We start from the raw sequence: 13,942 nt of genomic DNA, 5'->3' as shown, positions 1-13,942 counted from the left end.
ACCTCAACGTGTCATTTCCGTCAGAAGCAGGTGTGGTCTCAGCGGTACGCGGCGTTGACTTTGATCTCTACCGCGGCCGCACTCTAGGCATCGTGGGTGAATCCGGTTCAGGCAAGTCCGTGACCTCGATGGCAATCATGGGTTTACTTCCTGAGTATGCAAAAGTCACCGGCTCTGTGATGTACGGCGGCGAGGAGTTGCTGACTAAAACGGACAGGCAGATGTCCAAGATCCGCGGCAATGAAATCGGCATGATCTTCCAGGATCCGCTTTCAGCACGCACGCCGGTATACGACATCGGCACGCAACTTGTCGAAGCCCTCCAAGCACACAACAACATCTCAAAGAAGGCGGCACTAAGCCGGGCGGCGGAGCTACTCGACCTCGTTGGTATCCCCGAACCGCAAAAGCGCTTGAAGTCGTTCCCCCACGAATTCTCCGGGGGTATGCGCCAACGAGTTGTCATTGCGATTGCAATCGCGAACAACCCGAAAGTGCTCATTGCCGACGAACCCACCACTGCGCTCGATGTCACTATCCAGGCGCAGATCCTCGACGTGATCAAGGTCGCTCAGCGCGAAACTGGCGCCGCGTGCATCATGATCACGCACGATATGGGCGTCGTCGCTGGGACTGCCGATGATGTACTGGTGATGTATGGTGGGCGGCCTGTGGAAAAGACTGATGTGCATACTCTTTTCCACCAGCCGCAGATGCCCTACTCGATTGGTCTGCTCGGCTCGACCCCTCGTGTGGATCAACCGTCAACTGAGCCCCTAACTTACATTGAGGGCACCCCACCGAAACTGGTGAACATGCAGCCCAGGTGTCAATTCGCGCCCCGCTGCCCCATCGCCATCGAGCAGTGTTTGGACGGCGAACCACCGATGGTCCCGCTCAGTGGCCACGTGCCACATGAAGTCGCTTGCATCCGGCACGCTGAAATCCACGACGGCAAGCTCAACGGCAAGCCGCTTTACCCCACGCCGAAGCTTCCCGACGACTCGCTTGCCGGTGTCCCCCGCGACCAACGCGAGGTCACGCTCGAAGTGGAGAACTTGAACAAGGAGTTCCCCTTGACCAAGGGCTCGCTGGTGAAGCGGCGGGTGGGCACTGTGCATGCAGTGAAGGATGTTTCGTTCAACTTACGCGCTGGCGAGTGCATGGCAATTGTCGGCGAATCAGGGTCCGGCAAAACCACCACGTTGCTGGAGATTATGAACCTTGACCCGGCACCAGACAGCCGCATTGTGATCTGCGGTGAGGACGCGTCGAAGTTCACCACCGCTACGCGGCAGAAGGCACGCCGCAACATCCAGATGGTGTTCCAAGACCCAATGAGTTCGCTCAACCCTCGCATGACGGTGAAAGAGATCATTCGCGAGCCACTCGATGCGCTTGGGTACGAAGGTGACAAGGATGCACGGGTTACTGAGCTCATGCGCACTGTTGGACTCGACGAGTCTCAGATTGACCGCTTTCCCGGCCACTTTTCCGGTGGCCAGCGACAGCGCATCGGCCTTGCCCGGGCACTGGCTACCAACCCGGCCGTGATCGTGCTTGATGAGCCTGTTTCGGCACTCGACGTCTCCATTCAGGCGGGCGTGATCAATTTGCTTGAGTCACTCAAGCGCGAGCTCGGGCTGTCGTACTTGTTTGTCGCTCACGATTTGTCGGTGGTGCGCCACCTCTCCGATCGCGTCGCGGTGATGTACAAAGGCGACTTTGTCGAGTTTGGTGAGTCGGACGCTGTATTCGACAACCCGCAGCACCCGTATACCCAAGCGCTGCTGTCGGCGATCCCAATCCCGGACCCGGACGCTGAGCGCAATCGAACCCGTGTGAAGTACGAGCCGGTAGAGAACAAGTCGAAGTAAGTCACGGTAGGCTGTGCACTCGCATCTTACGCCTACTGAAAGGACCCGCCCATGGCCGGTGGCTTGCTCGCCTTGCTTGACGACGTCGCGCTGATCGCACGCACTGCAGCATCTTCAGTCGACGATGTCGCAGCTCTTTCAGCGAAAACATCTGCCAAGGCTGCTGGCGTTGTCATCGACGATGCCGCGGTGACCCCGCAGTATGTTTCCGATGTCACCCCGGCTCGCGAGCTGCCGATGATCTGGAAGATCACAAAGGGTTCGCTGCGCAACAAGCTCGTGATCATCCTGCCGATCGCGCTGTTGCTGAACGCTTTCGCGCCGTGGGCACTCACTCCCCTGCTCATGGCCGGCGGTACCTACCTCTGTTTCGAGGGTGCGGAAAAGATCGCGCACAAGCTTGCCGCAGATAAGCATGCTGAGGAAGAGCGGGCCGTCAACAAGACCCCGCAAGACGAAGACACGTTGGTGAAGAGCGCGATCACCACCGACCTCATCCTGAGCGCGGAGATCATGATTATCGCGCTCGATGAGATCGCGAACGAATCGATTTGGATGCAGGCCGCAGTTTTGGTCGCGGTGGGCATCTTCATCACCCTCGCTGTCTACGGCGCGGTTGCGCTTCTGGTCAAGGTTGATGACATCGGCCACGGCATGATTCGCCGCGGCAACGCCCCCAAGACAGGACGCGCGTTGGTTAAGGGCATGCCGTACGTGCTCAGCGCCATCGGCATCATCGGCACCATCGCCATGCTCTGGGTTGGCGGCCACCTCATCGTGCGGGGTCTCCACGAGGTGGTGGGCTGGCACTGGCCACACGACCTCATCGAGCGTCTATCCGAAACCGTCGGCGGTGGATTCTCCGGTTGGCTCGTTGACACCGGCGTCTCGCTGGTGTTTGGCCTGATCACCGGGTTCATCGTGCTCGCGATCGTGCAACTGGCGAAAAAGTTCATGCCTGAACGGGACGAGTCGGCTCCGGGCCGGGAGGCTGCAAGCACTGCCTAGTCTCGGCTCTGCCGTATGATGAAGAACCTGAGTGGGTCGGGGCGGGATGAGATTCGCTGAAGGAGGCACCATGGGTCCGAGGATTTACCCTTTGGCGCCTGCGACCTGGGGAGAAGGCGTTGAGCTGCCGGTTGACAACGTCGTACAAGCACCACTGTTCAACGACTTCGCCGGCATGGCTGGCATGGCGCATGAAGAGGTTTTGCTTCAACCCAACCCGCTCAGTGGCTCGTGGCGGGTGCGTCTGCTCGGGGCGAGTATCGACGATCAGGAGACCGCGCAAGGCCGAGTGATCGGCGAGATTGATCCCTACTATCGAGAGCGCTTCACCGATATGCGGCGCGTCGATGCGTCACTACTGATGCCGAAAACCAGCGCAACTGTTGCGTGGGATGAGGCCGCAGGCCAGTTCGCGGTTCGCGTGCTGCTGCCTCCCCCATTGCTCGCCGTGCCGCGTAACGACGCGCCGGACGACACCCTGACACTGCCTTCGGGCGAAATGCTGGTCGTTGACACCTCGATGGGGGAATACACCCGAGAAGAAATCACGGCCCGCTCGCCAGGCCAATGGCTGGTAGCCCTCCACCACATCGGCAGTCTGGTTGCAATCACCTTGGGACCGAAACTGCTGGGCGCGATCCGTGGGGACGAGGCGACCCAACTCATCTCCTACATGCAGGCCACCCACACTGATTCCCAGGTTCCGCAGTTATACGCGCGCGCCGTGCTACTGCAGGGCATGGCCGCACTCGATGTAGCTGAGCCGAGTGAGGACAACCCGGCATATCCGGTGCAGCAGCTGAAAGTACCCGACGTGCGTTTGGCAAAGCCGTGGTCACTCATCGAGTTCCCCGACGACACCTGGGGCGTCAGCGTGGAGCGTGACCACGTTGCTGATCCTGGCGATTACCTCCACCCGAAGCACACTGCACGGTACGTCTCCCTCGCTGGGATTGAGCGTCCGGACAGCGTCGCTCCTACGACAGAGGAGTTCGAGCGTGTGCAGGTTGCAAAGCCTCAGCCTCAGCCGCAACCGGTATCGCAACCGGTGCCGGAGCCGCAGCACCCAGAGCCGGTCGAGCGAACACACTCGGCACCGGAAGACGCTGCGCCGGAAGACACTGCGCCGGAAGACGCTGCGCCGGAAGATGTTGTGCCAGAGGAAGCGGTGCAGGAACCGGCACCGGAATCGCCCTCGCAGACGGAAGCCGTGCCCGAACCTGAGCCTGATGACGAGCCCGAGATTGGGTTCACCCCCGAAACAGAGCTGGTCCCAGAACCTGAGTTCGTGCCCCAAGTAGACTTCTCGCAGGAGTTCTCGGTGGAATCGCTCCTTGCTTCCGCATCCGTTCCGAAGCTGGCGCCAGAACCCGAGCTGGAGCCAGATCATGAACCCGAAAACCAAGACGACGAGGAGTTCTTCATCGACTTGGATGACCCCAACCTCTCCGAGGTTGAAAAGGTAAGGCTGCGGCGGAAGCAGCGAGAACGTGAAGGGGGTGGGCGCCACCGTCGTTAAGCGAAAAGCTTCGCTACGGTGGGAGTTGTACCTAACCGGCGAGCGAAGGAGCGATTATGAGCAACGACCACGGCCCGAACCCATACGTGGTGGATATTGAAAAGGCGACGCTGGCCAACGACGCGTTCCGCGACACCTTGTGGACCGGCAAGAACCTGCAGCTGACGGTGATGACCATCCAGCCGGGCGGCGAGATCGGCGCCGAGATTCACGACGACCACGACCAGTTCCTGCGCCTCGAAGAGGGCGAGCTGCGCGCAATGATCGGCGCGAGCGAGGATGATCTCGAGGTCGACCAGGTTGTCGGCGCTGACTGGGCGGCGTTCGTCCCGGCCGGCAAGTGGCACAACTTTGTCAACGAGTCCGAGAAGCCGGCGAAGCTGTACTCGATCTACGCTCCGCCGGAGCACGAGCCGGGGACTCGCCACGAGACTAAGGACGACGCGGACAACGACCCGCACGAGGACGCAGGCGTGTAACCCGCCTCCCCCGCAACCTGTGAAACGCGGTTCGCCCTACTGGGCGGGCCGCATTTTTGCTACATTCGAGATGTTTTGCCCCGCAAGCCAAAGGTAGCTATCGCGATGTCTCGCACTCCCCTTCCCCGCCTTACCGGTGCCGTGAGCGCCGCCACCGCATCCGCACTCATCCTTACGGCAACGGTGGTGCCCGACGCGCTCGCGCAGTCAAGCTCCAGCTCCGGTTTGAGTTCGGAACTGTCTAGCTCCTCCGGCCCAACGGTGGACAACTCCGCCCCGCCGCAGAAGCAAGCGTCGCAGCCGTACACCATGCCCGACGGCACCGTGGTGCAGATCATGGACGATGTTGCCGGCAAGCACTCGCGCCACGTCGGCCTCGGAGCGACTGACCTGGGCACGATGGCTCCGCTGGGTGGCGGCGAGTTCGCGATGATCTTCGGCGACTCTTTCAGCGGCCAGCGCTTCGGCGAGGGTGACTGGATGAGCCCGGTCGGCGTCGTCGCGCGCATGAACGAAGATGGCTTCATCGAGATCATCCGCCCGCTCAACCGCGGCGAGCGCGTCGAGCAGACCGTCGGGTACCTGCACGAGGATGAGCTCACGCTGATTCCGTCCGACGTGATCAACCTCGACGGCACGCTGTACATGCAAGCGATGTGGAACCACGGCATCGGCAACGTGCGCGACACCGAGATCTTCAAGTCCACCGACGGCGGCAAGTCGTGGAGCTCGATCGGCACCACCTCCGCCGACTACATGAGCGGCATGGGCAACCTCATCTCCTGGGAGAAGGGCCCAGACGGCTACATCTACGTCGTGTCCACGCAGTTTAAGCGCGACGACCCGGTGTACCTGTCGCGCTTCCGCGAGCAGGACATCGCGGACCGCTCGAAGTGGCAGCTCTTCGACCCGGCTTCGGGTAAGTGGGGCGACTCGGGCGCACCGATCCTTAGCGGCTCGAACATCGAGGCCGGCGAAATGAACCTGCGCTACATCCAGGGCAAGTGGGTACTGGTGATGTTCAACGAGGCGACCTTGGCAATCGAGGTCCGCATCTCCGACACCCTCGCGCAGGATTGGGCGAACGTCCCGGTGGCGACGGTGGCCAAGCACGGCCCCTGGTCCAACGCGCAGACCCCGGGCAATTTCTCCCAGCCGTATGGTGGCTACATCGTGCCAGGCTCGACGATCGCGGACATGGACATCGTGGTCTCGCAATGGAACACCGACACCCACGCCCGCTACATGTCCACCCAGTTCAACGTGAAGGGCTTGGACAAGTTCTTCGGCATCAACTCTGCGGCGCTGCCTGCGGATGAGACTCTCTCCGTCACGGAGCGCCCGGCCGCGCAGGTCATCCCGGAGACCCAGGCCGAGGACTCTCTGGTCGAGCAGAAGCCGCAGCGAATGACCCTGTCCTCTGAGTCGAACGATTCCGCAACCACCGCGGTAATCGTGCTGAGCATCCTCGCGGTGCTTGGCGGTGTCGCCACCGTCGCGTTGCCCACCGTGCGCCCGCTGCTGCCGCCTCAGGTCCAGCAGATGTTGCCTTTCTAGGAGCTTTTCGCTTGTCGACGACCCCTGCAACGGCCACATCCGCATCACCGTGGCCCGCTCTGTGGTCGATGATGCTGGGGTTTTTCATGATCCTGGTGGATTCGACCATCGTCTCGGTGGCAATCCCCGCGATCTCGTCAGGCCTGGACGCGACGTATAACGAGGTCATCTGGGTCAATAGCGCGTACCTTTTGGCGTACGCGGTGCCGCTTTTGATCACTGGCCGCCTCGGGGACCGATTCGGGCCGCGCACGATCTACCTCATCGGCCTCGCGCTCTTCACCGCATCTTCGCTCGCCTGCGGGCTGGCTAGCTCAGCCGCCGCACTGATCACCGCCCGCGCGTTCCAAGGCCTCGGCGGGGCGCTGGTCACCCCGCAGACAATGTCGGTGATGATCCGCACTTTCACACCGAAGCAGCGCGGCAGCGCGATGGGCGTGTGGGGCGCGACCGCCGGCCTCGCCACCGTCACCGGCCCGCTGCTAGGCGGTGTGCTTGTCGACGCCGGCGGCTGGCCGTGGATCTTCTGGGTCAACGTGCCAGTCGGCGTTGTCGGCCTCATCCTGGCAATGACTTTCGTGCCGAAGCTGGAGCAGACCAACCGGCGCTTCGACTGGGCCGGCATGGCACTCAGCGCAATCGGCATGTTCTGCCTGGTCTACGGCATTCAGGAGGCCCAGCACTTTGGCTGGGATTGGCGCGTGTGGGCGCTCCTCGCAGTCGGTGCGGTAGCCATGGTGCTGTTCGTGCGCTGGCAGGCGAGCCGCGGGACGGACGCGCTCGTGCCGCTGGAGTTGTTCGCCAACCGCAACTTCGCTCTCGCCGGCGGGGTGATCGCCACTGTCGGCTTCGCGGTGTCTACGTTCGCGATCCCGTGGATGATCTACGTCCAAACCGTCCAGGAGTTCACGCCTACACACGCCGCGCTGCTCATCCTGCCGTCGGGTGCGGTGTCGTTCTTCCTCTCCCCCGCTATCGGCAGGCTCACCAATACTCACGACCCGAAGCCGTTCGCTATCGCGGGCCTCACCATGGCCGCCATCTCGATCGGTGCGGCGGCGCTGATCACCACCCCCGCCGTCGACGCGCGCTGGATGTACGCCATCTCGGTGCTCTACGGCGTGGCCAACTCGATGATGTGGGGCCCGCTGTCCATGGTGGCCACGCGCAACCTGGAGCGCCACCTCGCTGGCTCCGGCTCATCGGTGTACAACACGATGCGCCAAATCGGCGCCGTCATCGGCTCGGCCGCGATCGCCGCGATGATGTCTGCCCAACTGGCACGCCAGCTGGGCGAGGATGCGGCTGCTCGGGTGGGCGGCGGAGCGTCGATAAGCGGACCGCTCCCCGAAACCCTCCACGAACCTTTTGCTGCGGCGATGAGCGCAACCATCTGGCTGCCCGGCGCGGTGATTGCGGCGGGTGCGGTGCTCGCCTGCTGCTTCCACCGGACGCAGTCGTGGAGCGAGTGAGAAAGCCCCGGGCGTCGAAGAAGCGCATCGCGGGCACATACCCGATTTACACTGGCGAGGCATCGATCGTCGCGGACCCGGCGCGCGACGGCGGATACGTGCTCGAGGTCAACCGCGTGCCGTCGTCGTATGTCGTGCCCGGCGCGCCCGAGGTGCTCGAGTACGACTACATGCGCTGGATCGCAGGATTTGCGGAGTCGCACGCGCTGCGCCCTGAGGGCGCGGTGCATCTCGGTGCGGCCGGGTGCGCGCTGCCGAGCTATTTCGCTCATCGCTTCGGCGGCGAGCAGGTCGCGGTGGAGATCGACGCCGAGCTTGCGGAGCTCGTTCGGTGGGCATTCGACCCGCCGGTTGCCATTCAGGTTGCGGAGGCTCGGGCATTCATCGATTCGCTTATCGACGCCCCTTCCAACGCCCCGACCCCTGTGCACGCAATCACCCGCGACGTCTTCGCCGGACCCGACACTCCCCGCGCGCTGACCACGGTGGAGTTCTTTCGGGCGGTGCGTTCGGTGCTAACGCCGGGTGGGCTGTACGTGGCGAACGTCGGCGACCGCGCCGGGTTGGAGGAGACGCGTGCGGAGCTCGCGGGGCTGCGGGAGGTGTTCGCGCACGTAGCTGTGGCGGGTCCGGAGGAGATGCTCGCCGGACGCGCCTACGGCAACGTCGTGATTGCCGCGTCGGACGCACCCCTCGCGTTCAACGGCGAGGTGCCGTGGCGCGGCAGCGACCGCGACGGAGCTTGGATGGCGGACCGCATCGCGGGCGCCGCCCCACGCCACGACTGAGCTGCCAGGCGTTACGAAGTGGGCGCTAGAAAGCGAACTCGGTGCCCAGTCGCGGCTGGTAGAACACAGCGCGCTCCGCGGTGATTTCGGTGAAGTGCGGCGAGGTGACCTCTCCCAAGGCCGCGACGTAGTCCGGCACGATGGCCTTCGGCAGGCGCAAGCCCATCGTCAGGTGGGGTACCCACCGCTCGCCGCGCCCGTCGGGGTTCATCGCGCTTAAGCGCCGGGCTGCGCGTTCGAGCTCATCCGGGGCCTCAAGCAACCACGTCACTGTCTGCTTCGATTTAGTGCCGAAGATGACGACGCCAGCTCGTCGTAAAGCTTCTGGCAAAAGCCCCGGGAGGAGTTCTGCTGCTTCCCCCACCACCCGGGTGTCCATGGTGGGCGCGAAGGTGATCGAGACGTGCGGGCGCTGGTGCTGCTGCGGGAAGCCACGCTCCGCTAGGGCAGCGTAAATCGCCCGGACAGCCTCCTCTTCCTCCTTGGGGAGGCGAAGCAGGATGTTCTCGGGCGATCGTTGCGACACGCTTGGAAGCTTAGCCAGCTCGACCGCGCGTGTGGCAGTCGCAGACTCCAGTTAGGGCGCCCCCGCTAGTATCGGATGCACCACGTTTTACTGGTGAAAGGAACGAAAACATGCAGAACGATCCAGCAAAGCCCGGCTACACCACCGAAGGCAGCATGAATAAGCCGGTCGACCACGATGATGACCAGTTCGCACAGGACACCGGCTCGGCCTTGGGCTACGGCCAGGAGGCAGAAGATTCTGTCGAGGATGCGCAGCTCACCTACGACATCAGCCAGGACGACGACGGCGAGCACCCGACCATCCGCGACGACAAGTAACGGCTGAACCAGCACCCGCGCGAAACCAGCTAACCAGCTAGACCTCCCAGCGCACCTCGCTGGGGTCGAGGTCCTCGCGCCACCCGCGCCACGACGCCTGGCGTACCTTCCTGCCCCCAGTCGCGCCCGCAAGCGCGACCTCGGCAACGTACTTCGGCGTCACCCAGAACACGCCCTCGGTATCAGACTTCGGCACGTCCACCGGGGGCGTTTTTCGCTTGCTGCGCCGCAGCTTCTTCTCAATCTCGGCGAACTGCCCGGCAGAAAACCCGGTGCCCACCCGCCCGGCGTACGCCAGCTCGCCGTCCTCATCCGGCACCGCCACCAGCAGCGACTTGCCCTCACGCACCCCAACAACGACCACCGCTTGGTGCAGCGCCCGCTTGATCTTCAGCCACGCGCGGCTTCGTTCCCCAGGCTCGTACACAGAGCTTGTTTGCTTTGCGACGACCCCTTCCAACCCCATTTCCTCAGCCACCCGCCAAGCAGATTTGAAGCTGCCCGTATAGGCGGGAGGCACCACGATGTGGTCGCTCTCCCCCAGCGCTTCCAAAGCTTTGTGACGCTGCGTGTACGGCTCACCGGTGAGGTCGCGCTCCCCGAGACGCAGAAGATCAAAGGCCATGTAGCGCAGCTCGACTCCCTCGGTACTGCCGTGCTTATCCGCGCCGTGCAGCGCAGAGAAACTGGGGCGTCCGTCCTCGTCGAGGGCGATGAGCTCGCCGTCGACGGTGGCGTCGACAAGCAATTGCTCGAACTCCTCGATGTGGGGGAAGAGCGAGGTGTAGTCCTTGCCGTTTCGGCTGATCAGGCGGGTGGTGCCGGCGCGGGTGTCGGCGATGATGCGGTAGCCGTCCCACTTCATTTCGAACGCGAAGGTGGCGCCGTCTTTGACGGCCAGGTCGATATCGGCTTTGGTGCCGGCGGTGGCGAGCATGGGTTTCGGTGGCGTGGCCGGCGCGAAGTCGGCGGGTGCCGTGTCGGCGGGCGCGGGCTCAGCCGGTGCGGGCTCCGGCGCCTCAAGCTCGCCCGGCGCTGGCGTGGCCTCGTCAGGCTGGCGCTTCATGAACTTCAGCAGCCAGTGGTTTTCCTCCGCATCGGTGCGAATCAGCGCGAAGCGGCGCGGGACCCCGCCGAGGCCGCCGTCGTCGCGGCCGAAGAGCACGGCGATGATCTCGTCGTCGCGCCACTTCTCGATCTCGCAGGTGCCGATGTCCCAGATCTTCACATCCCCCGCGCCGTACTGGCCCTTCGGAATCGTGCCTTCGAACCAGGCGTACTCGATCGGGTGGTCCTCGGTCTGCACCGCGAGGCGGTTCTCTTTCGGATCCAGCGGAGGGCCCTTTGGCACGGCCCAGGAGACGAGGACCCCGTCGTGCTCAAGGCGGAAATCCCAGTGCAGGCGGCGCGCGTGGTGCTCGCCGATCACGAAGATCGGCACCCCGTCGCGTGGACGCGGCGCGGCCTCGGGCACAGGCTCGCCGGTCTTCGTCGCGTCTCGCATGGAGCGATAGGTGGTCAGGCGGTCGCCCCCGGGAGCAGCCGTCTCCCCACCTCCGAGCGCAGCAATCGGATCTAGACCCTCCTGAACGCGCTCAATCACCTCCTCGAACACGAGGTGCTTCAGCCCCGGCTCCGCGATCTCTTCCCACGTCCGCGGCGCCGCCACGGTCGGCCGCTCCCGGCCGCGCAACGAGTACGGACTCACCGTCGTCTTGTTGCCGTTGTTCTGGCTCCAGTCGAGGAAGATCTTCCCGGCGCGCTCCGTCTTGCGCATCACGGCCGTCACGCGCTCCGGGTATTCCTCCTCCAGCGCCTGCGCAAGCGCCTTCGCCACCTGGCTCACGCCTGCCGCATCGGTCTCCCCATCCAACCCCGCGTAGATGTGAATGCCTTTCGACCCGGACGTCACCGGCACGCTGACCAGACCCATGCCGTCGAGCACCTCGTTGCACGCGAGCGCGATCTCGGCAGTCTCCGCGAGCGTCACGCCCTCGCCCGGGTCAAGATCCAGCACCAGCCGATCCGGGTTCTGCTTCGAATCGCCCTTCCCGAAGCGCCACTGCGGGGTGTGCAGCTCAAGAGCGGCAACTTGGGCGAACCAAGCAAGCACGGCTGGGCCGTCGACAAGCGGATATGTGTTCGTCGAGGTCTTGTGCTCGATCTCCCCGGTGGTGATCCAGCTCGGAGCAGAATCCTCCAGGTCTTTTCGGAAGAAGCTTTGCTTATCGACGCCATCTGGCCAGCGTTTTCGAGTCACCGGCCGGCGCGCGATCTGGGGCACCATGACATCGGCGACCTCGAGATAGTAGCGCATGACATCGGCCTTGGTGGTGCCTGTGGCCGGGTAGAGCACCTTGTCGAGGCTGCTGACCTTTAGGTCGTGCCCGTCAACGCGCACTTTTGTGCTTTGCTGCGCCACGCGCTCGCCTCCCTTCTGTTTCCGTACACTTTTGCACATGCGCGCAATCTGGACCGGCTCAATCACGTTCGGCCTTGTCAATGTTCCCGTCAAAGCGTTCGGCGCGACGGAAGACCACGACATCTCCTTCCACCAGGTGCACGACAAGGACGGCGGGCGCATCCGATACGAGCGCCGCTGCGAGGTCTGCGGAGAGAAGGTCGAGTACAAGCACATCGACAAGGCCTTCGAGGAAGACGGGGATACGGTCGTGCTCACTGACGACGACTTCGCTTCCCTACCCGAGGCCGACAACGACGAGATCGATGTCGTACAGTTCGTGCCCGCGGATCAGATCGACCCGATCATGTTGGAGAAGTCCTACTACCTCGCGCCTGAGGGCAAGACGCCGAAGTCGTACCTGCTGCTTCGCCAGACGCTCGAAGACACCGACCTGATCGCGGTGGTGCGCTTCGCGTTGCGCCAGAAGACGCGCCTTGGCGTGCTGCGCGTGGTGGGCAAGGTCATTGTGCTGCAGGGCATGATGTGGGCCGACGAGATCCGCGAGCTCGACTTCGATGGCGAGTTCAAGGGCGTGAAGTCCCGCGCGAAGGTGTCGAGCAAGGAGCTCGAACTCTCGCAGCAGCTGGTGGAGTCCTACGCATCCGACTTCACGCCGGAAGAGTTCGAGGACGACTACCAGATTGAGCTGCGCAAGCTCATCGACGCGAAGTTCGAGCAAGGCGACACCATCGACACCGAAGCCACCTTCGGCGAGCAGCCGGACGATGAGGATGACGACGACAACGTGGTCGACCTCATGGAGGCGCTCAAGGCGTCGCTGGACAAGCGCGGCGGCAAGAAGAAGTCGACGAAAAAGAGCAGTGCGTAAATGGCGAAGAAAATGAAGGAGTACTTCGACGCGAAGGCGGCGAAGACGCTCGGCGACCAACTGGGCATCGACGGCGACGAGTACGCCGCCTACGTCGTCCCGCGCGTGGGCGAACTGGAGATCCTCGACCGCGTCACCGTCTTCGCGGAAGCACTGCGCGACCGGCTTCCGGAGGATTATGCCGAGGCGGTAGAAGGGGTCGTCGAAAAGCTTGGGCCCGAGCTTCAAGAGGGCGAGGGCTACTTCAACCATGGCTTCCACCTGTGGCCGGTGAGCCGTTACATCGAGCTGTACGGGCTCGAGCACCCTGAGGAGTCGCTGGATGCGATCGAGGCGCTGACCCGCGCGTTTACCGGTGAGTGGGCGGTGCGGCCGTATCTCGAGCGCTATCCGGAGCTGACGCTGGCTCGGGTGGATGAGTGGTCGCGCTCGGAAAGCCACAATGTGCGCCGCCTGGCCTCCGAGGGGATTCGACCTCGCCTGCCGTGGGCGAAAGTGCACACCCCGTTTGTTGCGGACCCCTCCCCGATCATTCCGGTGCTGAACCGGCTGTACGCGGATGAGTCGCTGTTCGTGCGCAAGTCGGTGGCGAACAACTTGAACGACATTACGCGCACGCACCCTGATCTAGCGCTAGAGACGGCGCGTCGGTGGGCGGCGAGCGATGCGCCGCACGCGGCGTGGGTGGTCGAGCGGGGCCTGCGCGGGCTGATCAAGCAGGGCTATCCGGAGGCTTTGGGCATCGCAGGCTTTGCGACGGGTGACGCGATCCAAATTAGCGACATCGAGTTCCCCGAAGCTGTTGCGGTGGGCGACACCGCAGTGCTCACGGTGTCGCTGACAAACACGAGCTCGGAGCCGCAGGAGGTGCTTGGCGAGTACCGCGTGTACTTCGTGAAAAAGAACGGCACCCGGCGTCCGAGCGTGTTCCGATTGGGAAAGTTCACGCTCGCGCCGGGTGAAACCCGCGTGGTGGAGAAGAACCATGTGTTCCGCGTGACGGGCACGCGGACGTACTACCCCGGCACGCAGGCGCTCACCGTGGTGGTTAACGGGATGGAAAGCGAGCCCGAGGAGTTCGAGCTCACCACTGAATAGGCCCT

12 protein-coding genes are annotated in these 13,942 nt (G+C 63.6%); 10 read left to right on the top strand and 2 right to left on the bottom strand.

Annotation, left to right across the window (positions count from 1 at the left end; translation table 11 throughout):
• Nucleotides 1-8 precede the first annotated feature (8 nt).
• The 7 genes from CGLAU_RS04770 to CGLAU_RS04740 all read left to right on the top strand — a co-directional run bounded on the left by CGLAU_RS04770 (nt 9) and on the right by CGLAU_RS04740 (nt 8,700).
• A complete protein-coding gene (locus tag CGLAU_RS04770; protein ID WP_415877145.1) occupies nt 9-1,877 on the top strand; it encodes a dipeptide ABC transporter ATP-binding protein in 1,869 nt (622 codons plus the stop codon).
• A 51-nt stretch (nt 1,878-1,928) separates the two neighbouring features.
• Nucleotides 1,929-2,885: a DUF808 domain-containing protein gene (locus tag CGLAU_RS04765; protein ID WP_095659700.1), complete on the top strand. Its 957-nt coding sequence runs from the start codon at nt 1,929-1,931 to the stop codon at nt 2,883-2,885.
• 70 nt (nt 2,886-2,955) lie between these two features.
• Nucleotides 2,956-4,404, top strand: coding sequence for a hypothetical protein (locus tag CGLAU_RS04760; protein ID WP_095659699.1), 1,449 nt, complete (start codon nt 2,956-2,958; stop codon nt 4,402-4,404).
• 56 nt (nt 4,405-4,460) lie between these two features.
• Nucleotides 4,461-4,883 (top strand): cupin domain-containing protein, encoded by a 423-nt coding sequence (locus CGLAU_RS04755; protein WP_095659698.1) that lies wholly within the window; start codon nt 4,461-4,463, stop codon nt 4,881-4,883.
• Between the two features lie 105 nt (nt 4,884-4,988).
• Nucleotides 4,989-6,440: a DUF4185 domain-containing protein gene (locus CGLAU_RS04750; RefSeq protein WP_095659697.1), complete on the top strand. Its 1,452-nt coding sequence runs from the start codon at nt 4,989-4,991 to the stop codon at nt 6,438-6,440.
• A gap of 11 nt (nt 6,441-6,451) precedes the next feature.
• Nucleotides 6,452-7,912 carry a DHA2 family efflux MFS transporter permease subunit gene (locus tag CGLAU_RS04745; RefSeq protein ID WP_232507204.1) on the top strand — a complete coding sequence of 487 codons (1,461 nt, stop codon included), beginning with the start codon at nt 6,452-6,454 and terminating at the stop codon, nt 7,910-7,912.
• A complete protein-coding gene (locus CGLAU_RS04740) occupies nt 7,909-8,700 on the top strand; it encodes a spermidine synthase (protein WP_232507203.1) in 792 nt (263 codons plus the stop codon). Before CGLAU_RS04745 ends, CGLAU_RS04740 begins: the two co-directional genes overlap by 4 nt.
• Before the next feature lie 25 nt (nt 8,701-8,725).
• Here CGLAU_RS04740 and CGLAU_RS04735 read toward each other — a convergent pair whose 3' ends face one another.
• The gene (locus CGLAU_RS04735; protein WP_095659694.1) at nt 8,726-9,226 is read right to left on the bottom strand and encodes a 2'-5' RNA ligase; all 501 of its coding nucleotides are present in this window, start codon (nt 9,224-9,226) and stop codon (nt 8,726-8,728) included.
• Nucleotides 9,227-9,336: 110 nt separating this feature from the next.
• On the opposite strand from CGLAU_RS04735, the gene CGLAU_RS04730 reads away from it, so the two are divergent.
• On the top strand, nt 9,337-9,546 hold the full coding sequence (locus CGLAU_RS04730) for a hypothetical protein (RefSeq protein WP_095659693.1): 210 nt from the start codon (nt 9,337-9,339) through the stop codon (nt 9,544-9,546).
• Nucleotides 9,547-9,583: 37 nt separating this feature from the next.
• Here CGLAU_RS04730 and CGLAU_RS04725 read toward each other — a convergent pair whose 3' ends face one another.
• On the bottom strand, nt 9,584-11,968 hold the full coding sequence (locus CGLAU_RS04725; RefSeq protein ID WP_232507202.1) for an ATP-dependent DNA ligase: 2,385 nt from the start codon (nt 11,966-11,968) through the stop codon (nt 9,584-9,586).
• 37 nt (nt 11,969-12,005) lie between these two features.
• Here CGLAU_RS04725 and ku point away from each other — a divergent pair, with 37 nt between their 5' ends.
• Together ku and CGLAU_RS04715 are read left to right on the top strand one after the other, a co-directional pair.
• A complete protein-coding gene (gene ku / locus CGLAU_RS04720; RefSeq protein ID WP_095659691.1) occupies nt 12,006-12,839 on the top strand; it encodes a non-homologous end joining protein Ku in 834 nt (277 codons plus the stop codon).
• Nucleotides 12,840-13,937, top strand: coding sequence for a DNA alkylation repair protein (locus CGLAU_RS04715; RefSeq protein ID WP_095659690.1), 1,098 nt, complete (start codon nt 12,840-12,842; stop codon nt 13,935-13,937).
• Nucleotides 13,938-13,942 lie beyond the last annotated feature (5 nt).

The sequence above is a fragment of the Corynebacterium glaucum genome (assembly GCF_002287505.1).
GTDB classification, from domain to species: Bacteria; Actinomycetota; Actinomycetes; order Mycobacteriales; family Mycobacteriaceae; genus Corynebacterium; species Corynebacterium glaucum.
The sequence above is the reverse complement of the archived record's forward strand: the minus strand, read 5'-3'. Positions and strand labels throughout refer to the sequence as shown.